Source organism: Pseudomonas syringae group sp. 243L2 (assembly GCF_032587875.1).
GTDB classification, from domain to species: Bacteria; Pseudomonadota; Gammaproteobacteria; order Pseudomonadales; family Pseudomonadaceae; genus Aquipseudomonas; species Aquipseudomonas amygdali.
In genome coordinates, this window is sequence record NZ_JAWHPL010000019.1 from 418,826 (window position 1) to 443,831 (window position 25,006).

A 25,006-nucleotide genomic window follows, 5' to 3' on the forward strand; every position below is an offset into this window, starting at 1 on the left:
GTTGCTAGAGGTTGGTTGTCTGTCACGATCCGTCGGGTTTTCCCGGTGGTTCTGGCAGGCTCCCAGCCTCAAGTTTTATCTGGACTGTGGAAGGGGCCGATTCCCCACGCTGCCCAAGAATTCGCAAGAAACCAGTTCCCCAAGAGCCACAAAGAAAGGTAGGAAACCGTGAACCCGGTAATCAAAAAGTTTCAGTTCGGTCAATCGACCGTAACCCTCGAGACAGGCCGTATCGCCCGTCAAGCCTCTGGCGCAGTATTGGTCACCGTTGACGACGACGTCAGCGTACTCGTGACTGTGGTCGGCGCCAAACAGGCTGACGCTGGCAAAGGCTTCTTCCCTCTGTCCGTGCACTATCAGGAAAAAACCTACGCTGCCGGCAAGATTCCTGGTGGTTTCTTCAAGCGTGAAGGCCGTCCTTCCGAGAAAGAAACCCTGACCTCGCGCCTGATCGACCGTCCGATCCGCCCGTTGTTTCCAGAAGGCTTCATGAACGAAGTGCAGGTTGTCTGCACCGTCGTCTCCACCAGCAAGAAAATCGATCCGGACATCGCTGCGATGATCGGTACTTCGGCTGCACTGGCCATCTCCGGTATTCCGTTCGACGGTCCGGTCGGTGCTGCGCGCGTTGCTTTCCACGAAAGCACCGGCTACCTGCTGAACCCGACTTACGAGCAACTGCAGGCTTCGAGCCTGGACATGGTCGTAGCCGGTACTTCCGAAGCCGTTCTGATGGTTGAATCCGAAGCCAAAGAGCTGACCGAAGACCAGATGCTGGGCGCTGTTCTGTTCGCCCATGACGAATTCCAGGTGGTGATCAACGCCATCAAGGAATTGGCTGCAGAAGCCGCCAAGCCTGTCTGGGACTGGCAGCCAAAGCCTGAAGCCACCGCACTGCTGGGTGCTATCCGTGCCGAGTTCGGCGACGCGATCTCCCAGGCTTACACCATCACTGTCAAAGCCGACCGCTATGCGCGTCTGGGCGAGCTGAAAGACCAGGTCGTTGCCAAGCTGGCTGTTGAAGAAGGCAGCCCGTCTGCCAGCGAAGTCAAAGCTGCTTTCGGTGAAATCGAATACCGCACCGTTCGCGAAAACATCGTCAACGGCAAGCCGCGTATCGATGGTCGCGATACTCGCACCGTTCGCCCTCTGAATATCGAAGTCGGCGTTCTGCCGAAGACTCACGGTTCGGCACTGTTCACCCGTGGCGAAACTCAGGCGCTGGTTGTTGCAACGCTGGGTACCGCGCGCGACGCACAGCTGCTCGACACCCTTGAAGGCGAGAAAAAAGACCCCTTCATGCTGCACTACAACTTCCCTCCGTTCTCGGTGGGCGAGTGTGGTCGCATGGGCGGCGCGGGCCGTCGTGAAATCGGTCACGGCCGTCTGGCCCGTCGCAGCGTTCAGGCCATGCTGCCAGGCGCCGACGTGTTCCCGTACACCATCCGTGTCGTGTCGGAAATCACCGAGTCCAACGGTTCCAGCTCCATGGCTTCGGTCTGCGGCGCTTCCCTGGCACTGATGGACGCTGGTGTTCCGATGAAGGCACCGGTTGCCGGTATCGCCATGGGTCTGGTCAAGGAAGGCGAGAAGTTCGCCATTCTGACCGACATCCTGGGTGACGAAGATCACCTGGGCGACATGGACTTCAAGGTAGCAGGTACCTCCAAAGGTGTTACCGCGCTGCAGATGGACATCAAGATCAAAGGCATCACCGAAGAAATCATGGAGATCGCCCTGGGTCAGGCCCTGGAAGCTCGCCTGAACATCCTCGGTCAGATGAACCAGATCATCGGTCAGTCGCGTAACGAGCTGTCGGCCAACGCTCCGACCATGATCGCGATGAAGATCGACACCGACAAGATCCGTGACGTGATCGGCAAGGGTGGTGCAACCATCCGTGCTATCTGCGAAGAGACCAAGGCTTCGATCGACATCGAAGACGACGGCTCGATCAAGATCTTCGGCGAGTCCAAGGAAGCGGCTGAGGCAGCACGTCAGCGCGTTCTGGGCATTACCGCAGAAGCCGAGATCGGCAAGATCTACGTCGGTAAGGTTGAGCGCATCGTCGATTTCGGCGCGTTCGTCAACATCCTGCCGGGCAAGGACGGTCTGGTTCACATCTCGATGCTGAGCGATGCTCGCGTAGAGAAAGTGACCGATATCCTCAAGGAAGGTCAGGAAGTCGAAGTGCTGGTACTGGACGTGGACAACCGCGGTCGTATCAAGCTGTCGATCAAAGACGTAGCGGCAGCGAAAGCGTCGGGCGTCTGATTGATCTGAGCGGCATGTGAAAAAGGACTCTTCGGAGTCCTTTTTTTATGAGCGCAATTAGAGGGTTACAAATGGGGCATGCAAACTGCTCGGTGCAAACATGCATCTTGCAAGCCCGATTAGTGACGAACGGGCAAACTGCACGACCTGGTGGAAAACAAAAAAACACAACCTTATGATTTTAAAGGGTTTTTAGTGTTTTTCGTTTTTGGCACACCGCTTGCGATATACCTGTTAACCCTGCCACCACACGCTGGTGCAGATTTCGAGAAAAACAGGAGTTATCGTATGAAGAAGTTCGCTATTGCCGCTGCTACCGCTACTGCCCTGACTCTGACCATGGCCAACGCTGCTTTCGCACAGACCTCGGCCCAAGCGCCAATGGTTCTGGCAGCCAACACCACTACTCAAGAAGTCAAAGAAGATACTTCTGACACTTGGATCACCACCAAAGTCAAAGCTGACCTGCTGACCGAGAAAGGCATCCCAGGTTCGGACATCAAGGTTGAGACCAACAAAGGCGTGGTTTCCCTTTCTTCCACCGTAGCTGTAACTGATGCTCAGAAGAAAATTGCCGTCGCTATCACCAAGAAAATCAAAGGTGTTAAAGACGTATCGGCTGCTGGCCTGAAAGCCGAGTAATCGAATACTGCTCATGAACAGCCGCAGTCATTGATTGATGGAAAGTTCATGCGAGGCTACAAGGATGTAGCCATTAAAGGCCCCGACTGAAGAGTCGGGGCCTTTTCTATGGCGGTGACAAACAGACGCTTGGGAGAGTCAGGTGCGACGCTTGCTTTCAATCCTCACCAGGCGACCCCCTTCGAAGCGCAGGTACTGATACATGCCGTTATCAGGTCCGTAGATCCATTCCTCGATTCTCACGGCTTCGGACCTTCGGTAGTTACTATTGAAGGTCTCCTGAGTGCCCAGCACTTCCTGGCTTACAGGCTCTCCGCATTTCTGCTGCACTTCGAATGCCCGATCCCCCGTGCTGACCAGCTGGTTACCACAGCGCAGCGTTGACGTGGCATATGAAGAGGCAGCAACTGACCCGGCCATAGCGGCAAGGGTCAGGTTGATCAGCAGTTTGATTCGGGTACGTGCCAAGGCTTCATTCACTGTCGAGGTGGAGGGGGCTGATGACTTTACCATCTGGCTGGGCCTGACCCAGGCGGGCATCGACGAAGTACACACGAGCGTCTTCCAGCTTGCCCTTGTCTACCAGGTAGTCCTTGATGCTGCTGGCTCTGCCCTGGCCCAGCTCACGCAGCAATACTTCATTGCTGCTCCAGAACTTGAGCACGGCGGCACGCATCTGGCTTGCACGTTGTTCCTTGCCCAGGTTTGCCCATTCGGCAGGCGGTTGCTGTTTCAGGCGTGTGCGGTAGATACCTTCAAGCATAGGAGCTTTTTCATCTTCCGGGACTTGTATCAACCCGGCCCTGGCCGGAACCTTGTCGCCGCGTCGCTGGAGGATCTTGTAATAGGTGTACTGGTATTCCCGCTCCAGCCGCTGTTGGGCGATCAGAGGACCGTCACTGCTGGCAGCGCTAGTGCCTTCGATCTCCAGCTTCAGGTCCGGACGCTCCTTGAGCGCCACCGAGAGCTTGTCCAGGGCACTTTGCGCCTCTGCCGACAAATCACTGGAGCCCGGCGCGAAACTCACGCTGCCGAGATCCTCGGAGCTTCCACCGGCGACCAGCCCGCCGAGCATCTTGAACGGAGCCTGCGCAGCACGCAGCACAAGATTGCGCAGGGTTTGCCAGACAATTGGCATCACGCTGAACTGCGGGTTGTTCAGATCGCCCTCGATCGGCAGCTCCAGGGAAATTCGTCCCTGCGTATCCTTGAGCAGCGCGACCGCCAGACGGATAGGCAGGTCCAGCGCATCCGGGCTGTCGACCCGTTCACCCAGTTGCAACTGCTCCACCAGCACCTTGTTCTGAGCCTTGAGCTGACCTTTGGTGATCAGGTAGTGCAGGTCGAGATTGAGCCTGCCCTTGCGGATCCTGAAACCGGCGAACTTGCCGGAGTAGGGAGTCAGGTTGGTCAGCTCAACGCGCTTGAAGCTGGTGGTGATATCCAGGCTGGCCATCGGGTCGAACGGGTTGAGGCTGCCTTTGATGGTCACAGGCGCGTATCGATCGACCTTGCCCTGGATGTCCACGGGTGCCGGTGTCGCCTTGCGGTTGTCGATGGTGCCGATACGACCATTGAGCTGCTGCACGGCGGTGGCAAAGTTGGGGGTCAGGGTCATGTCGGCAAAGTTTGCCGAGCCATCCTTGATATTCACTTCGCCGACGTAGATCGCCAGAGGGTTATCTGCCTTGGCCTTGGGCTGTGTTCTGGCTGTTTTTGGCTGCGATGCGGTCTTGTCATCAGGCTGCGGAATCAGCAGATCGTCGACATTGGTGGTCCGGTCGTCATTGATCATGAAGCGCGCGTAAGGCTGATCCATGTTGACTTTGGCAATCGAAAGGCCCGTGCCGTGCTGGTAGTCCAGCCCTTCGAGTTGCAGTTGTTGCCACTTCAGGAAGTCGCGCTGTTTGAGCGTGTCCAGTGTGTGAAGCTGATTGACCTGCGCTTTGCCGGTGACGCTGAACGCCAGCGGTTCGGTGCTTTTCAGGTTGACAGCCAGATCGCTGCCCAGCATGCCGCTGCGCATTTCCAGACGAATGAATGGGCTGATGTAGGCTTGGGCGAGGCGCAGGTCGATGTCGCGGGTAGTTACGTTAAGTTGTGCACTGACTGGGTTGAGGTTCACATCGCCGGCTGCAGTGAGGTTGCCCTGTTTGCCCAGCCCGGTATCAAGCTTAAGCGTGAAGGGGGATTTGTTCAGGCTGTCGAAATTCTGGATGTCCAGATTCAGCGGGCCAACATCCAGAGCAACAGGCTCTTGAGGTACGCGATCTGCCAGGTGGACCATGTAATTGCGCAGCTGCACATCTCGCAGCAGCACCTGCCATGGCGTGCTTTGCGTGGCGGGCTTGGCGCTGGCTTTGACAGAGGCGTCGGTCGTGGGTGCCGGTTCAGCCGCCTTGTCGTCCACGGCCGGTGTTTGCGCTGCCGCTGGCTTGCCCGGTTGGCTGGCGAATAGTTTCTGCCAGTCCAGTTGCCCGTCGGCTTCGCGCGCTGCCCAGGTTTCCAGTTTCTGGCTGCGGATCTTGCCTACGGTCACCAGCTGCTTTGCCAGATCGACTGATGTTTCGCTCACGTCCAGGCGTTGCAGGCGTACCAGAGGGCGACCGTCTGGCGTGTTCAACGCGAAGGGCGCGACACTGGCCGACACATTGGTCAGCTTCAGCTCGGTTTCCTTGGCCAGATTGAGTGTGTAGGCGGTGCTGAAATTCAGCACGCCGTCCTCAAGCGCCAGCGGCAACGCATCACGCACGTAAGGCCACCACAGCTTCATCTTGCTGTCGGTGACTTTCAGCGTCCCTTCCGAGGTGATCGGTATCAGGCTGATACGCCCGACCCAGTCGATCTGCCCGCCATCCGGACCTGCCGCGACCAGCGTCATGTCGGCATTGTCTTCGGGTAATGTGCTGAGGTTCTTGAGTTCGAAATTGAGTGTGTCGTAGAGAAATTCGATGGGCTGACTTGGGCGCATATCCTGAAAGTGAACATAGCCATCGGCCAGTTTTATTTCGTCGATACGCAGCGGGAACGGCTTGCCGGGTGGTTCGTCCTTGGCAGGTTCGCTGGCTGGCAGCTTGAACAGTTGCGCCAGATTGAGCTTGCCTTGCTTGTCGAACAACAGCTCGGTCTTGGGTTTGATCAGCTCGATGCGTTGTAGGTGCAGGGCCCGTGTCCACAGGCTGTCGATTTGCAGGTTGGCATAAAGCTTTTCAAACGCGACCTGTTCCTTGCCCGGCGTGCCGATGTTCAGGCCCCAGAGCGTCAGCTCCAGCGTGTAGGGATTGAATTCCAGGCGTTCAAGCTTCGCCAGCACGGTGGCGTAATTGGCCAATTGCTGATTGGCGATCCGCAGAGCGACACCGGGAAGAATGAAGAACCCCAGCAAGCTGTAGAGCACGATCACAGTCAGCAAGGAGCCAAGTGTGCGTTTCAATCCTCTGGACATGGGCAGCGGCGTCTCTCTCTTTTGGAAGCCCTTGGAGTATGGCATGCCTGTTCGGTTCCCAAGGCACTGCCGTCGCCGCTCGTAGGAACTTTCCGATAGTGCTTTGTGATACCAGCCGCCGGATCAGAGTTGCAGGATCAGCGTTTTCAGGGGGGGCTGATTATCCAGAGACGGGAAGTCCTTGGCAGGAAGCATCTCCTGGCAGTCGCGTACCGGGCGTCCAGCCTTGGTGGCACAGCGTAATACCTGCTCACGCCAGTCCTGCATGCTGACCTTCGCAAGGTTGTTGCAGCAGATCAGCACGCCGCCGTCTGCCGTCGTCAACAGCGCCGGCTTGAGCAGGCTTTGATAGTCGCGCAACAGGTCAACGGTGCCGAACGCACTTTTGGCCCAGGCAGGGGGGTCAAGCAGGACCAGATCATACTGGCGCTGTTGCAGTTTTACGTAGCTGGGCAATTGCTGGCTACGCCGCGCTGCAATCGGCAGCCCCGCCAGTTGGCGGATTGCCGGAAAATAATCCGACTGGATGAACTGCATGGGTGGCAGTTGCGGGTTAAGCGCACCATTCTCTCGACCCACGGCCAGATTGCCCTCGGCGAAGTCCAGATTGCACACCTCGCTCGCGCCACCGGCCGCAGCGCTGAGACCGACGCCGCAGGTATAGGCGAACAGGTTCAGCACGCTTTTGCCGGCGCTGTGCTGTTTGACCCAGCCACGCGTGTTGCGCAGGTCCAGAAACAACAACGGGTCTTGGCCCGCATGTCGGCCACGGACCCGATAGTTGAGCCCCCACTCATGCCCGATATGGTCGGCCAGCGCCGCTTCGTCAGCCTTGTAGACCGTATCCTGGCGATCCACGCGTGAGTTGCCTTGCGAGCGATCGTTATAGACAAGCAGCGTTTCCAGGCCCAGTCGTGTGTTGACTTGCTCGTGCAGCGCAAGCAATGCATCGCGATCCAGGCGGGTGTGGAAGCTTTGTACCAGCAACTGCGGGCCGTAGCGGTCGATGGTCAGCCCGCTGGCGCCTTCCTGACTGCCGTGAAACAGCCGATAGCAGTCCGTGCCCTGCTGATGCAGTTCGCCCAGCAACGATTGACGATTATCGAGGGCGACGCTGAGCGCCTGATTCAAGGAAGACATGCTAAGCGCCTCGGGCTGGAATAAGGCGCGGGAGTTTAACAGCTAGCGGGCGCTGACGGTTTTTAGCGTCAGCCGCGTTGTTCAGGTCCTGTGCTGTCATACAGCGCCAACATTCCCCTGTTACGGTACTTTTTTGCCTGTCAGCGAGGGGATAACCGTGAGCCAGTTCGATCTCAAGCGTCGCCGTGTCATCCAGGCCGTGGGGGCCGGTTTGCTGTTGCCGGGGCTTGCGCCTGCGGTGATCGCTTCGGTGCAGGACCGCCCGAAAATGGTCGATGGTGTGCAGTCCGGAGATGTGCTCGGCGACAAGGCCATGGTCTGGAGCCGCAGCGACCGGCCTTCGCGGATGGTGGTCGAATGGGACACACGCAGTATGTTTACCCAGCCACGGCGCGTGGTCTCGGCGCTCGCCGATCAGCGTACCGACTTCACCGCGCGGGTCGAATTGAGCGGGCTGCCGGTCGATCAGGCGATTTTCTACCGCGTCTCGTTCGAGGATGCTCAAAGCGGTGTCGCCAGCGAGCCCTGGTTCGGCCATCTGCGCAGCACGCCCCAACAGCGTCGTGACATCCGTTTCGTCTGGAGTGGCGACACGGTGGGGCAGGGCTTCGGTATCAACCCTGACATTGGTGGCATGCGTATCTATGAGGCGATGCGCTTGCGTTTGCCGGACTTTTTTATCCACAGCGGTGACACCATTTACGCCGACGGGCCAGTGCCCGAGCAGATCACCACGGAAGGCGGGCGGATCTGGCGCAACCTGACCACCGAGGCGAAAAGCAAGGTGGCGGAGACCCTCGACGAGTACCGAGGCAATTACCGCTATAACCTGATGGATGAAAATCTGCGCCGCTTCAACGCAGAAGTGCCGCAGATCTGGCAATGGGATGACCACGAAGTCACCAACAACTGGTCGCCCAGCAAGCAGCTTGATGAGCGTTACAAGGTCAAGGATATCCAGCTGCTGTCCTCGCGTGCCCGCCAGGCTTATCTGGAGTACGCGCCGCTGCGCTTGCAGCAAGCCGACAATGGCGGACGCATTTATCGCAAGATTCCCTACGGTCCAATGCTCGACGTTTTTGTCCTCGATATGCGCAGCTACCGCGATGGCAATGATGCCAATCTGGCCGAAAAACCGGGCCCTACCACTGCATTTCTTGACCGTGAGCAACTTGACTGGCTCAAGCGCGAACTCAATGCGTCGCGCGCGCAATGGAAGGTCATTGCTGCTGACATGCCCATCGGCCTTGGCGTACCGGATGGCGAGGTGAGCCCCGGTGTGGCGCGCTGGGAAGCCATCGCCAACGGCAATGACGGACCGGCGCTTGGCCGCGAGCTGGAGGTTGCCGAATTGCTGGCCTACCTGCGCGCGCAGAAGATTCGCGACTGTGTCTGGCTGACGGCCGATGTCCATTACTGCGCCGCGCATCATTACCAGCCGGATCGTGCCGTGTTTCAGGACTTCGACCCGTTCTGGGAATTCGTCGCCGGGCCGCTGAATGCGGGCAGCTTCGGTCCCAATGTACTGGACAAGACGTTCGGTCCGGAACTGGTGTTCCAGAAGGCGCCCCCTGCACAGAACACCTCGCCTTTTGCGGGTTATCAGTTCTTTGGCGAAGTGAACATCGACGGGCAGACCGGCGAGATGTCTGTTGCCCTGCGCGATCTTGATGGCGTTTCAGTGTTCGAGCGCAAATTGCAGCCGACCGTGGAGGTTAGCCGCATTGTCTGACAGAGAATCGGGGTTGTTCAGGTAAGCCTTTAGGAAATTCCTTGCAACATGCTTGTCGTGTGTGGCCTATCATGAGCTACCTAACGACGGGACCGGGTGTGTTGCATGCTGGCTATTTTTCTCCAAACCCTGAACATCACCGCCCCGGTGTTTGCCATGCTGTTTCTGGGCGTATTGCTCAAACGCATCGGTGCTATCAACGACGGATTTATCGTCGCGGCTTCCGGGCTGGTGTTCAACGTCACGATGCCTGCGCTGCTGTTTCTGGGCATCATTCACGCTGATTTGCGCGCGGCTCTGCAACCCAGATTGCTCATCTTTTTCAGTGTCGCGACGCTGCTGAGTTTCGCATTCGCCTGGGGCTGGGCGATCTGGCGCTGCCCGCAAGAAGAGCGTGGCGTTTACGTTCAGGGCGCGTTCCGTGGCAACAACGGGGTAATCGGCCTGGCGCTGGCGGCGAGCATGTACGGCCCTTATGGCATTTCGTTGGGGGCGATTCTGGCCGCGCTGGTCATCGTCTTCTACAACACGTTGTCGACAATTGTGCTGGCGGTTTACAGCCCGGTGATCAAGTCCGACCCCTGGAGCGTGTTCAAAAGTGTGCTGGCCAATCCGTTGATCATCAGCGTCATCATCGCATCGCCTTTCGCTTACTTCAGCATAGGCCTGCCCAGGTGGCTGGAGACGTCCGGCAGTTATCTGGCGCAAATGACCCTGCCGCTGGCGCTGATCTGCATCGGCGGCACGCTGTCGCTGGCCTCGCTGCGTAAAAGTGGCAGTCTGGCGATCAGTGCCAGCGTCATGAAAATGATCACGCTGCCGCTGCTCTGCACGCTGGCCGCCTGGCTGGTCGGTTTTCGCGGCGCGGAACTGGGCATTCTGTTCCTGTACTTCGCGAGCCCGACGGCCGCTGCCAGCTACATCATGGCGCGCACCGCCAACGGCAACTACGAACTGGCCGCCGCGATCATCGTCATCACCACGCTGGCCGCCGCGGTCACTACCAACGTGGGAATTTTCATTCTGCAATGGGGCGGCTGGATCTAGTCCGGCTTTACGTAGCTGTCGATGACTTCCTGTGCTGCACGGAACGCGTCGATGGCTGCTGGCACGCCGGCATAGACCGCGCAGTGCAGCAGCGCCTCGCGAATTTCCTCCACCGTGCAACCGTTGTTCAGTGCTCCACGAACATGGCCCTTTAGCTCTTGCGGGCATTTCAGGGCGGTGAGGGTGGCCAGGGTGATCAGGCTGCGGGTTTTCAGCGGCAAACCCTCACGACTCCAGACGCTGCCCCAGGCGTGTTCGTTGACGAAGTCCTGCAGCGGCTGGCTGAACTCGGTTGCGTTACCCAGCGCACGGTCGACGTAGACATCGCCCATTACCTGACGACGGATCTGCTCGCCTTCGCTGATTGTCTTGTCTGTCATGGCATTCCCCTTGTATCGATGCGGATTGAGGTCAGTGCTGGCGTCTCCAGGCGCGGATCGTGCCCCAGGCAACAATAACGCCGAGCACAGGCAGAACCAGAGTAAGCATTTTTGTTTCGAGCCTTTCGGCCAGTGCCATTCCAGTGCTGATCGCCAGAATATGCAGCCCGTACGTCAGGTACAGCGACAGCAGAAACACCCCTTCCATGCGGTCTATCCGGTAGCCGGAATAGAACAGCGGCACACAAAGCAGCGAAACACCGAGCATGATCGGCAGGTCGAACACCATTGCATTCGGCGAGATCGTCAGCGGCACCGGGGCGAACAGTGCAGTCACTCCCAATACCCCCAGCAGGTTGAACAGATTGCTGCCGATCACATTCCCCACTGCAATATCCCGTTCGCCACGAAACGCCGCGATCAGCGAGGTCATCAGGGCGGGCAATGAGGTGCCGATGGCGATGATGGTCAGGCCGACAATGCGCTCCGAAAGCCCCAGATGGATGGCGATCACGACCGACGCGTCAACCAGCAAGTGCCCGCCAGCGGTCAGCAGCAGCAAGCCTGCGGCAAGCATGAGGATGCGCGTGAAGGTGCGTGGTTTCTCTGTTGTTTCGGCATGGCCGTGGCGCGGCGTGTGACCGCCCTGGCGGATGATGACAATCAGGCAGACCAGCAAACCTGCAAGCAGCAGTGCACCGTCAAATTTGCTGAATTCGCCGTTCCATGACAGGCCGATGGCCAGCAGGCAGGCACCGATCATCAGCGGAATATCGATGTGCAGCACCTGGCGGGCAACGCGTAACGGGATGATCAGCGCGCATAGGCCAAGAATCACCAGGACATTGAAGATGTTGCCACCGATGACGCTGCCTACGGCGATGTCGGTGTTATCGGCAAACGCAGCTTGCAGGCTTACCGCCATTTGCGGCGCGCTGGTGCCCATCGCCACCACGGTCAGGCCAATGAGCAATGGCCTGACCTTGAAAATCGCCGCCAGATGCACTGCCGCACGCACTGAAAGTTCTGCCCCGATCAACAGCAATAGCAGGCCGCTGAACATTTGAATGAGCGCGGGGGCGGGCAGGGTCGATAGCTGGAGAATACGAGAGTCCTTGTTGGTGTTGATGGGGGTTAAGGCTAATCGAGGGCCTGAACACGCACTGGCGCGGTGCCGCTACGCAGCATACCCAGTTGTTCGGCTGCTTCGCGAGAGACATCGATCAAACGACCACGCGTGTGAGGGCCGCGATCATTGATGCGTACGACCACTGACCTGTCGTTGTCCAGGTTAGTGACCTTGACGCGCGTGCCGAATGGCAACTGCCTGTGTGCGGCAGTCAGGGCGTTCTGATTGAAGGGTTCGCCACTGGCTGTGCGATTGCCATGATGGCGGGCACCGTAATAAGCGGCTGTGCCGGTCTCGTCATAACCGTGAGGGTCGATGATGTGATTGGCGCAGCCTGCCAGTAACGTCAGCAGGCTGCAGGCAAAAATAAGGCGGCGCATGGGTTGGGTTCCTGAGTGCCGGAGTAGGTGTGGTTGACTCTCATGCCAATCCTCCATGCTGGCATGCATTTCCTGACGCTCCGCGTCGCAACTCGATGTCGCAGCGCGCACGCAACAGCGGACGCAGAGCGTCCAGAACTGCATTCCCACGCGGAGCGTGAGGAACGATAGGTGCGCGTGTTGCACCGCGTACCCAACAGTAGACGCAGAGCTTCCAGAACGGCGCCCCCACGCTGGAGCGTGAAGAACGATAGGTGCGCGTGTTGCACCGCGTACCCAACAGTGGACGCAAAGCTTCCAGATCGGTGCCCCCACGCTGGAGCGTGAAGAACGATAGGTGCGCGCGAGAACACCTATCGTGCCAATGCTCCGCGTTGGCATGCATTTCATGACGCTCCGCGTCATAACACGGTGCTTCACCGTGTACTCGGCATTGGAGCGATCAGCCCTCCAGCTTGGCCTTCAGCAACTCGTTGACCTGCTGCGGGTTGGCCTTGCCTTTGGAGGCTTTCATTGCCTGACCGACGAAGAAACCGAACATCTTGCCGCGCTTGGCTTCATCAGCGGCGCGATATTGTTCGACCTGCTCCGCGTTGGCAGCCAGCATCTCGTCGAGCATCGATTCGATGGCACCGCTGTCGGTTACCTGCTTCAGGCCGCGCTTGTCGATGACTTCATCGGCACTGCCTTCGCCATTGGCCATCGCCTCGAAAACCATTTTCGCGATCTTGCCGGAAATGGTGTTGTCGGTGATGCGCTTGAGCATGCCACCCAGTTGCTCGGCACTGACTGGCGACTGTTCGATTTCCAGGCCCTGTTTGTTCAGCAGGCTGCCCAGTTCGACCATGACCCAGTTGGCGGCCAGCTTGGCGTCACCGCTGATGCTGACCACCTGCTCGAAGTAGTCGGCCTGCTCGCGGCTGGAGGCCAGCACACTGGCATCGTAGGTCGACAGGCCGAACTGGCTCTGGAAACGTTCGCGCTTCTGCGGCGGCAGTTCCGGCAATGTGGCGCGGGTTTCTTCGAGGAACGAATCCTCGATGATCACCGGCAACAGGTCCGGGTCGGGGAAGTAACGGTAGTCGTTGGCTTCCTCCTTGCTGCGCATGGCGCGGGTTTCGTTGGTGTTCGGATCGTACAGGCGGGTCTGCTGGATAACCTTGCCGCCGTCTTCGATCAGATCGATCTGGCGCTGGATCTCGCTGTTGATCGCCTTCTCGATGAAGCGGAACGAGTTGACGTTCTTGATCTCGCAACGTGTGCCGAACTCGACCTGGCCCTTCGGGCGAATCGACACGTTGCAGTCGCAACGCAACGAGCCTTCGGCCATGTTGCCGTCACAGATGCCCAGATAACGGACGATCGCATGAATGGCTTTTACATAGGCCACGGCTTCCTTGGCACTGCGCATGTCCGGCTCGGAAACGATTTCCAGCAGCGGCGTGCCGGCACGGTTCAGGTCGATACCGGTCATGCCCTGGAAGTCTTCGTGCAGGCTTTTGCCTGCATCTTCCTCAAGATGCGCGCGGGTGATGCCGATGCGCTTGACTGTGCCGTCTTCCAGAGTGATGTCCAGGTGGCCCTTGCCGACAATCGGCAGCTCCATCTGGCTGATCTGGTAGCCCTTGGGCAGGTCGGGGTAGAAGTAGTTCTTGCGGGCAAACACGTTGTGCTGGCCGATTTCGGCATCCACCGCCAGGCCGAACTTGACGGCCATGCGCACGGCTTCCTTGTTCAGCACCGGCAGAACGCCGGGCATGCCCAGATCGACGAGGCTGGCCTGGGTGTTGGGCTCGGAGCCGAACGTGGTGGCGCTACCGGAAAAAATCTTTGATTGGGTCGAAAGCTGGGTATGAATCTCCAGCCCGATGACGACTTCCCATTGCATGTGTTTCTCCTCAGAAGCCTTCAGGTGCGCGAGTGTGCCAGTCGGTGACTTGCTGATACTGATGCGCCACATTCAAGAGACGGCCTTCCTGGAAATACGGAGCGAGCAACTGCACGCCGACCGGCAGGCCATCGACAAAGCCTGCGGGCATGGACAAGCCGGGCAGGCCCGCCAGGTTGGCGGTGATGGTGTAGAAGTCTTCCAGGTATTCGGCAATCGGATCGTTGGTCTTGGCGCCGATTTTCCAGGCCGGGTTGGGCGTGGTCGGGCCGAGGATTACGTCGACTTCGGCAAATGCACTCATGAAATCGTTCTTGATCAGGCGACGGATCTTCTGCGCTTGCAGGTAATAAGCGTCGTAGTAGCCCGCCGACAGCGCATAGGCGCCCACCATGATGCGGCGCTGGACTTCCGGGCCAAAGCCTTCAGCGCGGGAACGCTTGTACAGGTCGGTCAGGTCTTTCGGGTCTTCGCAGCGGTAGCCGAAACGCACGCCGTCGAAGCGCGACAGGTTGGACGAGGCCTCAGCCGGCGCGATGACGTAGTAGGCCGGGATTGCGTGTTGCAGGTTTGGCAGGCTGACTTCCTTGACGACCGCACCGAGTTTTTCCAGCTCCTTGACGCTTTCATGCACCAATTGCGCGATACGCGGGTCCAGGCCTGCGCTGAAATACTCTTTCGGTACGCCAATACGCAGCCCCTTGAGCGAGGTATTGAGGCTGGCGGAGTAGTCCGGAACCGGCTCGTCGATGCTGGTCGAGTCCTGCGGGTCGAAGCCGGCCATGCCTTGCAGCAGCAGTGCGCAATCTTCGGCGGTGCGCGCCATTGGCCCTGCCTGATCGAGGCTTGAAGCGTAGGCAATCATGCCCCAGCGCGACACACGACCATAGGTAGGCTTGAGGCCAGTGAGGTTGGTCAGTGCCGCAGGCTGGCGAATCGAGCCGCCGGTGTCGGTGCCGGTTGCGGCAGGCAGCAGGCGTGCAGCAACCGCCGCTGCCGAACCACCGGAAGAGCCTCCGGGCACGCATTGCAGATTCCACGGGTTTTTCACCGCGCCGTAATGGCTGGATTCGTTGGCCGAACCCATGGCGAATTCGTCCATGTTGGTCTTGCCCAGCGTTACCGTGCCTGCCGAAGCCAGTTTCGACACAACCGTGGCGTCATACGGCGCCTTGAAGTTGTCGAGCATCCGGGAGCCGCAACTGGTACGAATTCCCTGAGTGCAGAACAGGTCCTTGTGCGCCAGCGGGGCGCCGAGCAGCGGGCCGTTCTCACCGGCGGCGCGCCGAGCGTCTGCCGCCTGGGCCTGAGTGATGGCCAGGTCTTCGGTGAGGCTGATGAAGCTGTTGAGCTGCGGGTCGAGCGTCGCGATACGCGACAGCAGAACGCGGGTCAGCTCTTCAGAAGAAAACTTTTTTTCGGCGAGTCCGCGAGCGATCTCGGCCAGAGTCATTTGATGCATGCAGGCGCTTTCCCTTACTCGATGACTTTCGGAACCAGATAGAGGCCGTCTTGGACCGCTGGTGCGATGGCTTGGTAAGTGTCACGACGATTTCGCTCGGTGACGGCGTCTTCGCGCAGGCGCTGGGTGGCTTCCAGCGGGTGGGCCAGAGGTTCGATGCCAGTGGTGTCGACCGCTTGCATCTGATCGACCAGCCCAAGAATGCTGTTAAGTGCTTCGGTGGTACGCGGGATATCGGCGTCATTGAGACCCAGTCGGGCCAGATGAGCGATCTTTTCCACGTCGGAGCGTTCAAGCGCCATGGGGTATCTCCAGTGGAATGCTTATGGATTTGCTTTGTTGCCAATTGCGGAACACTATCGCGTTATTACTGTCTCAAGCCGCTAACGTCGAGGGTCATGTTCGGAAAACCGCCAATTTAGCATATTGGCTCCTTGCCCAAAATCCCTGTCGTTGTTAGAGTTTGCCGCACTTTTTTTACCACGCGTTCCCTAGGGTCCCTTTCCCATGTTCAAGAAACTGCGTGGCATGTTTTCCAGTGATCTATCCATCGACCTGGGCACTGCCAACACCCTTATCTACGTGCGTGAGCGCGGTATCGTTCTGAATGAACCCTCTGTCGTTGCCATTCGTACTCACGGCAACCAGAAGAGTGTCGTGGCCGTCGGTACCGAAGCCAAGCGCATGCTGGGCCGTACTCCAGGCAACATCGCAGCCATTCGTCCAATGAAAGACGGCGTTATCGCCGACTTCAGCGTCTGCGAAAAAATGTTGCAGTACTTCATCAACAAGGTCCACGAAAACAGCTTTCTGCAGCCCAGCCCTCGTGTGCTGATCTGCGTTCCGTGCAAATCCACCCAGGTTGAGCGTCGTGCCATTCGCGAATCTGCCCTGGGTGCAGGTGCACGCGAAGTATTCCTGATCGAAGAGCCAATGGCCGCTGCAATCGGTGCCGGTCTGCCGGTGGAAGAAGCTCGCGGTTCGATGGTTGTCGACATCGGCGGCGGCACCACCGAGATCGCGCTGATTTCCCTGAACGGTGTGGTGTATGCCGAATCCGTACGTGTAGGCGGCGACCGTTTCGATGAAGCGATCATCACTTATGTGCGTCGTAACTACGGCAGCCTGATCGGCGAATCCACCGCCGAGCGCATCAAGCAGGAAATCGGTACGGCCTACCCGGGCGGTGAAGTGCGTGAAGTCGACGTTCGCGGCCGCAACCTGGCTGAAGGCGTGCCACGTGCGTTCACCCTGAACTCCAACGAAGTGCTTGAAGCGCTTCAGGAGTCATTGGCGACCATCGTTCAGGCGGTCAAGAGCGCTCTGGAGCAGTCGCCTCCGGAACTGGCCTCGGACATCGCCGAGCGTGGTCTGGTCCTGACCGGTGGCGGTGCATTGCTGCGTGATCTGGACAAATTGCTGGCTCAGGAAACAGGTCTGCCGGTGATCGTTGCCGAAGACCCGCTGACCTGCGTAGCCCGCGGCGGTGGCCGTGCGCTGGAAATGATGGATAAGCACACCATGGATCTGCTCTCCAGCGAGTAATTCGCCGGAGTGCCTTTCACGGAGTCTTTTGTATGCAGGTGGCGTATGTGCTACCTGTATGCATCGTGCTGACACCGAAACAGGGTGCCTATCTCTTTCATTTGTCCAGGCCGGTTACATACCGCATGAATAATTGCCAATCGAAGTTCGATCCAACGATCGCATGCCCCGGAGGAGCGGCCTATTAAACCGCTTTTCGCAAAAGGCCCTTCGCTGGGCGTACGTCTGCTGGTGCTGGCCGTTCTGTCGGTTGCGTTGATGGTTGTCGACGCCCGCTTTACGATCCTCAAGCCCGTGCGCAGCCAGATGTCGATGGTGCTCATGCAGTCCTACTGGATCGTTGATCTGCCACAACGTTTGTATCAAGGCGTTGCCAGTCAGTTCGGCAGCCGCACAGAGCTGATCGCCGAAAACGAAAAACTCAAGACCGAAGCGTTGCTCCTGCAAGGTCGCCTGCAAAAGCTGGCGGCACTGACCGAGCAGAATGTTCGTTTGCGTGAGTTGCTGAACTCTTCTGCGCTGGTCAACGAAAAGGTCGAGGTCGCCGAGTTGATCGGCATGGACCCGAACCCCTTCACCCATCGCATCATCATCAACAAGGGCGAGCGCGACGGCGTTGTGCTGGGCCAGCCGGTGCTCGATGCGCGTGGCCTGATGGGCCAGGTTGTCGAGCTGATGCCGTACACCTCGCGGGTCCTGCTGCTGACTGATACGACCCACAGCATTCCGGTGCAGGTGAATCGCAACGGCCTGCGTGCTATCGCCAGCGGCACCGGCAACCCTGAACGGCTTGAGCTTCGACATGTGGCAGATACTGCCGACATCAAAGAGGGCGATCTGCTGGTCAGTTCCGGCCTGGGGCAGCGCTTCCCGGCTGGCTACCCGGTGGCTACGGTCAAGGAAGTGATTCACGACTCCGGCCAGCCGTTCGCAATCGTGCGTGCCGTGCCAACCGCCGCATTGAATCGCAGCCGTTATCTGCTGCTGGTGTTCTCGGACGGCCGTTCGCCGGAAGAGCGGGCTGCCGACGCGGCGCAAGCGCAGGAATCCATCGACAAGGGTATCGAGCCTTCAGTGATGGCGACCCTGCCGCCGCCGACACCTGCTTTCCCGATGTGGCCGCAAGCAACTGTTCCGGTATTCCCGGGCAGCACTGCAACGCACAAGCCTGCTGCGCAATCGACAACGCCTGCGCCGGCTGCAGCGCCTGTGACACCGGCAAGGCCTGCCGCCCGGCCTGCTGCTTCACAGCCGCCTGCTTCAAGACCTTCCACTGCTCGGGAGCCTATCGATGGTTAGTCATGTTTCCGGGCGCAATGGCTGGGTGGTCTGGCTGACGTTTGCGATCGGTCTGTTGCTGAGCGTTTCGCCGCTGCCGCAATTCATGGAAATTTTCCGGCCCTTGTGGCTGGCCCTGTTGCTGACCTTCTGGGTTCTGGCGCTGCCGCACAAATACGGTATGACCACTGCGTGGATACTGGGGCTGATGGAAGATGTGCTGTATGGCACATTGCTTGGCCAGAATGCGCTGATCCTCAGCCTGATCACGTTTCTGGTGATGTCCCTGCAGCAGCGTCTGCGTATGTTCCCCATGTGGCAGCAATGTCTGGTGCTGTTGGTCGTATTCGGTCTGGCGCAGCTTGCGCAGCTCTGGCTGAGTGCATTGACCGGCAACCGTCAGCCTACGCTGGCGCTGGTTCTACCCGCGCTGGTCAGTGCCCTGTTGTGGCCCTGGATCAGCTATGGCCTGCGTGGATTGCGCAAACGTTTGAAAATCAATTAAGCGCAAGGTGAGCGCGACGCCCCGCTGCGTCCCTGGCGCTCACCCGAACAGACACGGAGATGTCCTTATGCCCTCGCTTTATCTGGCTTCTGGCTCGCCGCGCCGCCGCGAACTTCTGACTCAGATCGGTGTGTCCTTTACCGTACTGAACGCTCAGATTGACGAAACTCCCTTCGACCACGAAACCCCGGCTGCCTATGTCGAGCGTCTTGCGCTCGGCAAGGCCCAGGCCGGGCTGTCTGTGCTGGCGGCCGAACAACAGGCCTGCGTGATGGGCGCTGACACGGCGGTGGTGCTTGATGGGCGCATTCTCGGCAAGCCGGCCGATGAGGCGGATGCTCTGGCCATGCTGACGGCCCTGTCCGGGCGCGAGCACGAAGTGATGACTGCCGTTGCGCTGAGTGATCGGCATCGCAGTGAAACCCGTATTGTGACCAGTCGCGTGCGCTTTCGCCCGATTCAACCCCACGAGGCCCAAGCCTACTGGGCCAGTGGCGAGCCTGCCGACAAGGCCGGAGGCTATGCCATTCAAGGGCTGGCGGCGATTTTCGTCGAGGGCCTGCAAGGCAGCTATTCTGGGGTGGTTGGTCTGCCTCTGTGTGAAACCGCAGAACTGCTTGGCCATTTCGGCATACCCTGCTGGCAATGCCTGGAAGGTGACGAGTCATGAGTGAAGAGATCCTGATCAACATCACCCCGATGGAATCACGGGTGGCAGTGGTAGAAAACGGTGTTCTGCAAGAGGTGCACGTCGAGCGTACCCAACGCCGCGGCATCGTCGGCAATATCTACAAAGGCAAGGTAGTGCGGGTGCTTCCCGGCATGCAGGCGGCGTTCATCGATATCGGTCTGGACCGCGCTGCATTCATTCATGCCTCGGAAATATCCATGCGTGAAGGGCCTGCCGTCGAGAGCATTGCGTCGCTGGTGCATGACGGCCAGAGCCTTGTGGTGCAAGTCACCAAGGACCCCATCGGCAGCAAAGGCGCGCGGCTGACTACCCAGCTCTCCATTCCGTCACGGTATCTGGTGTACATGCCGCGCACTGCGCATGTAGGCATTTCCCTGAAAATCGAGGACGAGGCAGAGCGTGAACGACTGAAAAAAGTTGTCAGCGATTGTGTCGCCCTGGAAGGTATCAAAGAGGCCGGAGGCTTTATTCTGCGTACCGCGGCCGAAGGTGCCGGTGCTGATGAAATCCTCATGGATATCCGCTATCTGCGCAGGCTCTGGGATCAGATCGGCGAGCAGATCAAGACCGTCAGCCCGCCTACGGTGATTTATGAGGACCTGGGCCTGGCCCTGCGTACCTTGCGTGACCTGGTGAGCCCGCGTATCGAAAAAATCCGCATCGACTCGCGGGAAACCTTTCAGAAGACCACCCAGTTCGTGGCTGAATTGATGCCGGAGATTGCCGACAGGCTGGAGCATTATCCGGGAGAACGGCCGATCTTCGACCTCTATGGGGTCGAGGATGAAATCCAGAAAGCTCTCGAACGCAAGGTGCCGCTCAAGTCCGGTGGTTATCTGGTGGTCGATCCGGCCGAGGCGATGAGCACCATCGACGTCAATACCGGCGCGTTTGTGGGGCATCGCAACCTTGAAGAAACCATCTTCAAGACCAACCTGGAAGCCGCGACAGCCATTGCCCGGCAGCTGCGCCTGCGCAATCTGGGCGGCATCATCATTATCGATTTCATCGACATGGAAGACGGTGAGCACCAGCGTCAGGTGTTACGCACGCTGGAGAAACAGCTGGAGCGCGATCACGCCAAAACCAATATCATCGGTATCACCGAGCTTGGCCTGGTGCAGATGACCCGCAAGCGCACCCGTGAAAGTCTTGAGCAAGTGCTCTGCGAGCCCTGCCATTGCTGCGCGGGTAGGGGCAAGCTGAAAACCCCCGAGACTATTTGCTATGAAATCTTTCGCGAGATCCTGCGAGAAGCCCGAGCCTATCAGGCGGTGGGTTATCGGGTTCTGGCCAATCAGCGCGTGGTCGATCGCTTGCTCGACGAGGAGTCGGGCAATGTGGCTGAACTGGAGAGCTTCATTGGCCGGACCATCCGTTTTCAGGTAGAAACCATGTACTCGCAGGAACAATACGACGTGGTGCTGCTCTGAGGGTGCTGATCGTTTGAAATATGATGACAAGTGCCCTTCGGGTTTCTGGCAGGTATGCCGTTTTATCGAGAATGATGCGTGGGAAATGAGCAAAACCTGTACCTGAACGCACCTGCACACCTGAGCCGGAATCGATTCGCCGATTCCGCTGCTTGTATCCCGCAGCGGAGGGCATCCTGAGATGGGTCGTCTTCCTCGCCTTGTTGCAACCCTGACCCGTTGGGGGCTGAGCCTGTGCGCACTGGTTTTGGTGCTCGCGGCGTTGTACGTAAGCCTCGGGCGTCAGCTCACGCCGCTGGTTGCCGAATACCGTGTGGATGTGGAAACCAGGGCCAGCAGCGCGCTTGGCATGCCGTTGAGCATTGGCAGTCTGGAAGGCAGCTGGAGCCGGTTTGCCCCGGTTTTTCTGGCTCACGACGTCATGGTCGGAGAGGGTTCCAGTGCTGTGCGTCTTGATCGTGTAAGGGTTGTTCCCGACCTCTGGGAAAGCCTGCTGGCGCGTCAAGTGCGCATCGCTCATCTCGAGGTGGACGGCCTGCAGTTCATGCTCAGGCAGGACAAGGAGGGCAACTGGTCGGTACAGGGCTTGCCAGTGCGCAACGACAGCCCGTTCGACCCCGGGCAAGTGCTTGAGCAAATGCAGATGGTCTCGCACTTGTCGCTGCTCGACAGCCAGGTCACTGTGCAACCGTTTGACGCCGCGCCGCTGACCCTGACCTATGTAAACCTCAGTCTGGCCACAGGCATTTATCACCAGCGCCTTGATGCACGCCTGACGCTGCCGGATGGTCAGCCGTTTGCCCTGAATGTGCGTTCACGTATCCAGGCCAGTCAGTGGAAGGACGGCGAGGCAGATGTCTACGCCAGCCTGCCGCAAAGCGACTGGGCCAAGTGGTTGCCAAAAAGCCTCACGCGGGAATGGACACTGTCGAAGCTGCAGGCCGGTGGCGAGCTGTGGATGAGCTGGGGCAAGGGCACTGTGCAAAGCGCGACTGCGCGGCTTAATGCGCCGCATGTCAAAGGCGTTTATGCCGGTCGCAAACCCTCGACTGTCGACAATCTCGCGCTCAACGCCTGGTTTGCGCGCACTGACACAGGTTTCGACCTGAACCTCGATTCACTGGCGATGAGCCTGGGCGAAAAGCGCTGGGAAAGCCGCCTGCAACTCACACAAACCGCTGCGACGCCCGACAGCGAAGAACTCTGGCATGTGCAGGCCGATCGCCTGGACCTGACGCCGCTCACGCCGCTTATTGATTCCCTCGCACCGTTGCCGGAGAAAGCCATGGCAGTGGTCGACGGTCTCAAGGTGACAGGCGGGCTGCGTAACGTGTTGCTGGATTACCGTCCACAGGCAACCGGCGACAAGCGCCTGAGCTTTGCCGCCAATCTGGACAAGGTGGGGTTCAACGCCTATCACGGTGCCCCGGCGGCCGGAAATGTCACCGGTGCCATCAGCGGCGATCTGGGCCAGGGCGAACTGCGGCTCGACACCAATGACTTTATGCTTCATCTGGACCCTATCTTCGCCAAGCCCTGGCGCTACCAGAAGGCCAATGCCCGTCTGACCTGGAAGCTCGATGATCAGGCATTTACCCTGATCGCGCCGTATATCAAGGTGCTCGGTGACGAAGGCAAGATCGCGGCAGACTTTCTGATCAGGATTCATCTCAGCCATGAGCAGGAAGACTACATGGACCTGCGGGTCGGCATGGTCGACGGCGATGGCCGTTACACCAGCAAGTATCTGCCTACAGCCCTCAGTCCCGAGCTTGATCACTGGCTGCGCACCGCCGTGGTGAGTGGTGCGGTCAAGCAGGGTTTCTTTCAGTATCAAGGGTCGCTGAACAAGAGTTCGCCCGACACCGCACGCGTCATCAGCCTGTTTTTCGATGTCAGCAACGCAACGCTGGCGTTCCAGCCGGGCTGGCCTTCGTTGACCGGAGTCGACGGCAAGGTTTACGTCGAAAACAGCGGCGTGCGAGTCAAGGCAAGCAAAGGGCAGTTGCTCGATACCAAAGTAAGCAACGTGCTGGTCAATATTCCCCACGTCCCGGCAGGTCAGGACAGCCACCTGCTGGTCGATGGCAGTTTCTCCGGCAATCTGATCGATGGCCTGAAGATTCTCCAGCAAGCGCCCATCGGCACGGCCAGCACGTTTGCCGGCTGGACCGGGGAAGGTCCGCTGGATGGCAAGCTGAAGCTGGATATTCCGCTGGCCAAGGGCGTCGAGCCAAAGGTTGTGGTGGATTTCAGTACCGACAATGCGCGGCTGAAGCTGGTCGACCCGGTTCTGGAATTGACTCGCCTCAAGGGCGATTTCCGCTTTGACAGCGCTAAAGGGCTGAGCGGCAAGGGCATCAAGGCGCAAGCATTTGATCGTCCCGTGACCGCAGAAATCGCTGCCGAAGGCAAGCCAGGCGACAACGTGACACGCATTGTGGCAAACGGGCAGATCACCGTGAAGCGGCTGACCGACTGGCTGAGCGTTACCCAGCCACTGCCGGTGTCGGGTGACTTACCGTATCAGCTGCAATTGACTCTGGACAGCAAGGACTGCCCACTGGTGATCAACTCCACGCTCAAGGGCGTGGCAATCGATCTGCCTGCACCGTTTGGCAAGATTGCCGAGGAGGAGCGTCCCAGCGAGTTCCGCATGACCCTGCAAGGCACGGAGCGCAGGCTTGGCGCGGCGTATAACGATCAGGCCAACTTTGCTTTTGCCGCACCGAATGGCAAGTTTGCCGACGGTCGCGGCGAGCTATATCTGGGGCGCGGCGGGGCGATAGTGCCGGACGCCAAAGGGCTGCGGATTCGTGGCGAATTGTCTGAGCTGGACGTAGCGCCCTGGCAGGAGCTGGCTGGACGATATACCGGCAATGATCCGGGCGGCAGCGCAAAACAACTGCTCAACAGCGTCGACCTGCAGATCGGCAAGCTGACGGCGATGGGCACCACGCTGGATAACGTACGTGTTCAATTGCAGCGCAATGCTGCGGCCTGGGCCTTGTCGCTGGACAGCGCGCTGGCCAAGGGAACTGCCGTGCTGCCCGACGCGAAGTCCACGCCGATCGGTATCAACATGCTCTACGTGCGACTGCCTGCCTCTGATCCGAATGCGGCGGTCGTCGAGAACGCGCCTGACCCTCTGGCGGATATCGACCCGCACAATATTCCTGCGCTGGACGTGAAGATTGCCCAGCTGTTTCAGGGTGACCAGTTACTGGGTGCCTGGTCGCTGAAAACCCGCCCGACGGCGACCGGTATGCGCATGTCCGACCTGAGTCTGGGGCTCAAAGGTATTTTGCTCGAGGGCGATGGTGCCTGGGAGGGCACTCCGGGCTCCAGCAGCAGCTCGTTCAAGGGGCGTGTGGCAGGCAAGAATCTGGCCGACGTGCTCAAGGCCTGGAACTTCGCGCCGACGGTCACCAGTGAAAGTTTCGAAATGAATGTCGACGGACGCTGGCCGGGTTCGCCTGCCTGGGTGGGCCTCAAGCGCTATTCCGGCAGCCTGGATGCGACGTTGAACAGAGGCCAGTTTGTCGAGGTAGAAGGCGGTGCTCAGGCGCTGCGGGTGTTTGGATTGTTGAATTTCAACTCCATCGGCCGTCGCTTGCGCCTGGACTTCTCCGACCTGCTGGGCAAAGGGCTCAGTTACGACCGGGTCAAAGGGCTGCTGGTCGCCAGTGACGGTGTTTATGTGACGCGCAACCCGATTACCCTGACCGGGCCGTCGAGTAATCTTGAGCTCAACGGTACGCTGGACATGGTCCGCGACCGCGTTGATGCGAAGCTGCTGGTGACCTTGCCGGTGACCAACAACCTGCCGATCGCGGCACTAATTGTCGGTGCGCCAGCCATTGGCGGCGCGCTGTTCCTGGTCGACAAGCTGCTGGGCGACAGGGTTGCCCGCTTCGCCAGCGTGCAATACAAGGTCGAAGGGCCTTGGAAAGAGCCGAAGATCACGTTCGACAAGCCATTTGAAAAGCCCCAATAGCGCCGCATGGAGTACAGTGGTGGCCAGGTCATCAAGGA

At 59.1% G+C, this 25,006-nt stretch carries 19 protein-coding genes; 10 read left to right on the top strand and 9 right to left on the bottom strand.

Features of this window, described 5'->3' with window-relative positions:
- Window positions 1-168 precede the first annotated feature (168 nt).
- Window positions 169-2,274: a polyribonucleotide nucleotidyltransferase gene (gene pnp / locus RYB66_RS12255; RefSeq protein ID WP_005733040.1), complete on the top strand. Its 2,106-nt coding sequence runs from the start codon at window positions 169-171 to the stop codon at window positions 2,272-2,274.
- 288 nt (window positions 2,275-2,562) lie between these two features.
- Entirely contained in the window at window positions 2,563-2,916 is a 354-nt protein-coding gene (locus tag RYB66_RS12260; RefSeq protein WP_004656644.1) for a BON domain-containing protein, read from the top strand.
- A gap of 138 nt (window positions 2,917-3,054) precedes the next feature.
- Here the strand turns inward: RYB66_RS12260 and RYB66_RS12265 are convergent, their stop codons facing one another.
- The 3 genes from RYB66_RS12265 to RYB66_RS12275 form a co-directional block, all read right to left on the bottom strand.
- Window positions 3,055-3,429, bottom strand: coding sequence for a DUF2845 domain-containing protein (locus RYB66_RS12265; RefSeq protein WP_057423807.1), 375 nt, complete (start codon window positions 3,427-3,429; stop codon window positions 3,055-3,057).
- Window positions 3,389-6,361, bottom strand: coding sequence for a DUF748 domain-containing protein (locus tag RYB66_RS12270; RefSeq protein ID WP_316894507.1), 2,973 nt, complete (start codon window positions 6,359-6,361; stop codon window positions 3,389-3,391). The genes RYB66_RS12265 and RYB66_RS12270 overlap by 41 nt, the downstream gene beginning before the upstream one ends.
- A gap of 123 nt (window positions 6,362-6,484) precedes the next feature.
- Window positions 6,485-7,501, bottom strand: a complete 1,017-nt coding sequence (locus tag RYB66_RS12275; protein WP_005780930.1) for a class I SAM-dependent rRNA methyltransferase — start codon at window positions 7,499-7,501, stop codon at window positions 6,485-6,487.
- A 157-nt stretch (window positions 7,502-7,658) separates the two neighbouring features.
- Between RYB66_RS12275 and RYB66_RS12280 the strand changes: the two genes are divergently transcribed.
- Together RYB66_RS12280 and RYB66_RS12285 are read left to right on the top strand one after the other, a co-directional pair.
- Window positions 7,659-9,233: an alkaline phosphatase D family protein gene (locus tag RYB66_RS12280; RefSeq protein WP_117140058.1), complete on the top strand. Its 1,575-nt coding sequence runs from the start codon at window positions 7,659-7,661 to the stop codon at window positions 9,231-9,233.
- Between the two features lie 105 nt (window positions 9,234-9,338).
- Window positions 9,339-10,280, top strand: a complete 942-nt coding sequence (locus RYB66_RS12285) for an AEC family transporter (RefSeq protein WP_004656635.1) — start codon at window positions 9,339-9,341, stop codon at window positions 10,278-10,280.
- Here RYB66_RS12285 and RYB66_RS12290 read toward each other — a convergent pair.
- The 6 genes from RYB66_RS12290 to gatC all read right to left on the bottom strand — a co-directional run bounded on the left by RYB66_RS12290 (window position 10,277) and on the right by gatC (window position 15,821).
- Window positions 10,277-10,660, bottom strand: a complete 384-nt coding sequence (locus RYB66_RS12290; protein WP_005733046.1) for a carboxymuconolactone decarboxylase family protein — start codon at window positions 10,658-10,660, stop codon at window positions 10,277-10,279. The two genes, RYB66_RS12285 and RYB66_RS12290, sit on opposite strands and share 4 nt — an antisense overlap.
- A gap of 31 nt (window positions 10,661-10,691) precedes the next feature.
- On the bottom strand, window positions 10,692-11,723 hold the full coding sequence (locus tag RYB66_RS12295) for a calcium/sodium antiporter (RefSeq protein ID WP_117140059.1): 1,032 nt from the start codon (window positions 11,721-11,723) through the stop codon (window positions 10,692-10,694).
- A 77-nt stretch (window positions 11,724-11,800) separates the two neighbouring features.
- Window positions 11,801-12,169, bottom strand: coding sequence for a septal ring lytic transglycosylase RlpA family protein (locus RYB66_RS12300; RefSeq protein WP_002555111.1), 369 nt, complete (start codon window positions 12,167-12,169; stop codon window positions 11,801-11,803).
- Window positions 12,170-12,611: 442 nt separating this feature from the next.
- On the bottom strand, window positions 12,612-14,057 hold the full coding sequence (gatB, locus tag RYB66_RS12305) for an Asp-tRNA(Asn)/Glu-tRNA(Gln) amidotransferase subunit GatB (RefSeq protein WP_002555110.1): 1,446 nt from the start codon (window positions 14,055-14,057) through the stop codon (window positions 12,612-12,614).
- 10 nt (window positions 14,058-14,067) lie between these two features.
- Window positions 14,068-15,519: an Asp-tRNA(Asn)/Glu-tRNA(Gln) amidotransferase subunit GatA gene (gene gatA, locus RYB66_RS12310; protein WP_004666201.1), complete on the bottom strand. Its 1,452-nt coding sequence runs from the start codon at window positions 15,517-15,519 to the stop codon at window positions 14,068-14,070.
- Between the two features lie 14 nt (window positions 15,520-15,533).
- Window positions 15,534-15,821, bottom strand: coding sequence for an Asp-tRNA(Asn)/Glu-tRNA(Gln) amidotransferase subunit GatC (gene gatC, locus RYB66_RS12315; protein WP_002555109.1), 288 nt, complete (start codon window positions 15,819-15,821; stop codon window positions 15,534-15,536).
- Between the two features lie 205 nt (window positions 15,822-16,026).
- Between gatC and mreB the strand changes: the two genes are divergently transcribed.
- The 6 genes from mreB to RYB66_RS12345 all read left to right on the top strand — a co-directional run bounded on the left by mreB (window position 16,027) and on the right by RYB66_RS12345 (window position 24,968).
- The gene (gene mreB, locus RYB66_RS12320; protein ID WP_002555108.1) at window positions 16,027-17,064 is read left to right on the top strand and encodes a rod shape-determining protein MreB; all 1,038 of its coding nucleotides are present in this window, start codon (window positions 16,027-16,029) and stop codon (window positions 17,062-17,064) included.
- Between the two features lie 231 nt (window positions 17,065-17,295).
- Window positions 17,296-18,363 carry a rod shape-determining protein MreC gene (gene mreC, locus RYB66_RS12325; protein ID WP_002555107.1) on the top strand — a complete coding sequence of 356 codons (1,068 nt, stop codon included), beginning with the start codon at window positions 17,296-17,298 and terminating at the stop codon, window positions 18,361-18,363.
- Window positions 18,356-18,847 (top strand): rod shape-determining protein MreD, encoded by a 492-nt coding sequence (gene mreD / locus RYB66_RS12330; protein ID WP_003364106.1) that lies wholly within the window; start codon window positions 18,356-18,358, stop codon window positions 18,845-18,847. Before mreC ends, mreD begins: the two co-directional genes overlap by 8 nt.
- Window positions 18,848-18,914: 67 nt before the next feature.
- Window positions 18,915-19,517 (top strand): Maf family protein, encoded by a 603-nt coding sequence (locus RYB66_RS12335; RefSeq protein WP_002555105.1) that lies wholly within the window; start codon window positions 18,915-18,917, stop codon window positions 19,515-19,517.
- Complete coding sequence (gene rng, locus RYB66_RS12340; protein ID WP_004666200.1) at window positions 19,514-20,971, top strand: ribonuclease G; 1,458 nt, start codon at window positions 19,514-19,516, stop codon at window positions 20,969-20,971. Before RYB66_RS12335 ends, rng begins: the two co-directional genes overlap by 4 nt.
- Window positions 20,972-21,152: 181 nt before the next feature.
- Window positions 21,153-24,968 carry a YhdP family protein gene (locus RYB66_RS12345; protein ID WP_005744982.1) on the top strand — a complete coding sequence of 1,272 codons (3,816 nt, stop codon included), beginning with the start codon at window positions 21,153-21,155 and terminating at the stop codon, window positions 24,966-24,968.
- Window positions 24,969-25,006: the final 38 nt, after the last annotated feature.

What these genes read in the sequence shown, in the direction of transcription:
- RYB66_RS12260 (WP_004656644.1), top strand. Translation starts at nt 2,563, where the DNA reads ATGAAGAAGTTCGCTATTGCCGCTGCTACCGCTACTGCCCTGACTCTG.
- RYB66_RS12265 (WP_057423807.1), bottom strand. Translation starts at nt 3,429, where the DNA reads ATGGTAAAGTCATCAGCCCCCTCCACCTCGACAGTGAATGAAGCCTTG.
- RYB66_RS12270 (WP_316894507.1), bottom strand. Translation starts at nt 6,361, where the DNA reads ATGTCCAGAGGATTGAAACGCACACTTGGCTCCTTGCTGACTGTGATC.
- RYB66_RS12275 (WP_005780930.1), bottom strand. Translation starts at nt 7,501, where the DNA reads ATGTCTTCCTTGAATCAGGCGCTCAGCGTCGCCCTCGATAATCGTCAA.
- RYB66_RS12285 (WP_004656635.1), top strand. Translation starts at nt 9,339, where the DNA reads ATGCTGGCTATTTTTCTCCAAACCCTGAACATCACCGCCCCGGTGTTT.
- RYB66_RS12290 (WP_005733046.1), bottom strand. Translation starts at nt 10,660, where the DNA reads ATGACAGACAAGACAATCAGCGAAGGCGAGCAGATCCGTCGTCAGGTA.
- RYB66_RS12295 (WP_117140059.1), bottom strand. Translation starts at nt 11,723, where the DNA reads ATGTTCAGCGGCCTGCTATTGCTGTTGATCGGGGCAGAACTTTCAGTG.
- RYB66_RS12300 (WP_002555111.1), bottom strand. Translation starts at nt 12,169, where the DNA reads ATGCGCCGCCTTATTTTTGCCTGCAGCCTGCTGACGTTACTGGCAGGC.
- gatB (WP_002555110.1), bottom strand. Translation starts at nt 14,057, where the DNA reads ATGCAATGGGAAGTCGTCATCGGGCTGGAGATTCATACCCAGCTTTCG.
- gatA (WP_004666201.1), bottom strand. Translation starts at nt 15,519, where the DNA reads ATGCATCAAATGACTCTGGCCGAGATCGCTCGCGGACTCGCCGAAAAA.
- gatC (WP_002555109.1), bottom strand. Translation starts at nt 15,821, where the DNA reads ATGGCGCTTGAACGCTCCGACGTGGAAAAGATCGCTCATCTGGCCCGA.
- mreB (WP_002555108.1), top strand. Translation starts at nt 16,027, where the DNA reads ATGTTCAAGAAACTGCGTGGCATGTTTTCCAGTGATCTATCCATCGAC.
- mreD (WP_003364106.1), top strand. Translation starts at nt 18,356, where the DNA reads ATGGTTAGTCATGTTTCCGGGCGCAATGGCTGGGTGGTCTGGCTGACG.
- RYB66_RS12335 (WP_002555105.1), top strand. Translation starts at nt 18,915, where the DNA reads ATGCCCTCGCTTTATCTGGCTTCTGGCTCGCCGCGCCGCCGCGAACTT.
- rng (WP_004666200.1), top strand. Translation starts at nt 19,514, where the DNA reads ATGAGTGAAGAGATCCTGATCAACATCACCCCGATGGAATCACGGGTG.
- RYB66_RS12345 (WP_005744982.1), top strand. Translation starts at nt 21,153, where the DNA reads ATGGGTCGTCTTCCTCGCCTTGTTGCAACCCTGACCCGTTGGGGGCTG.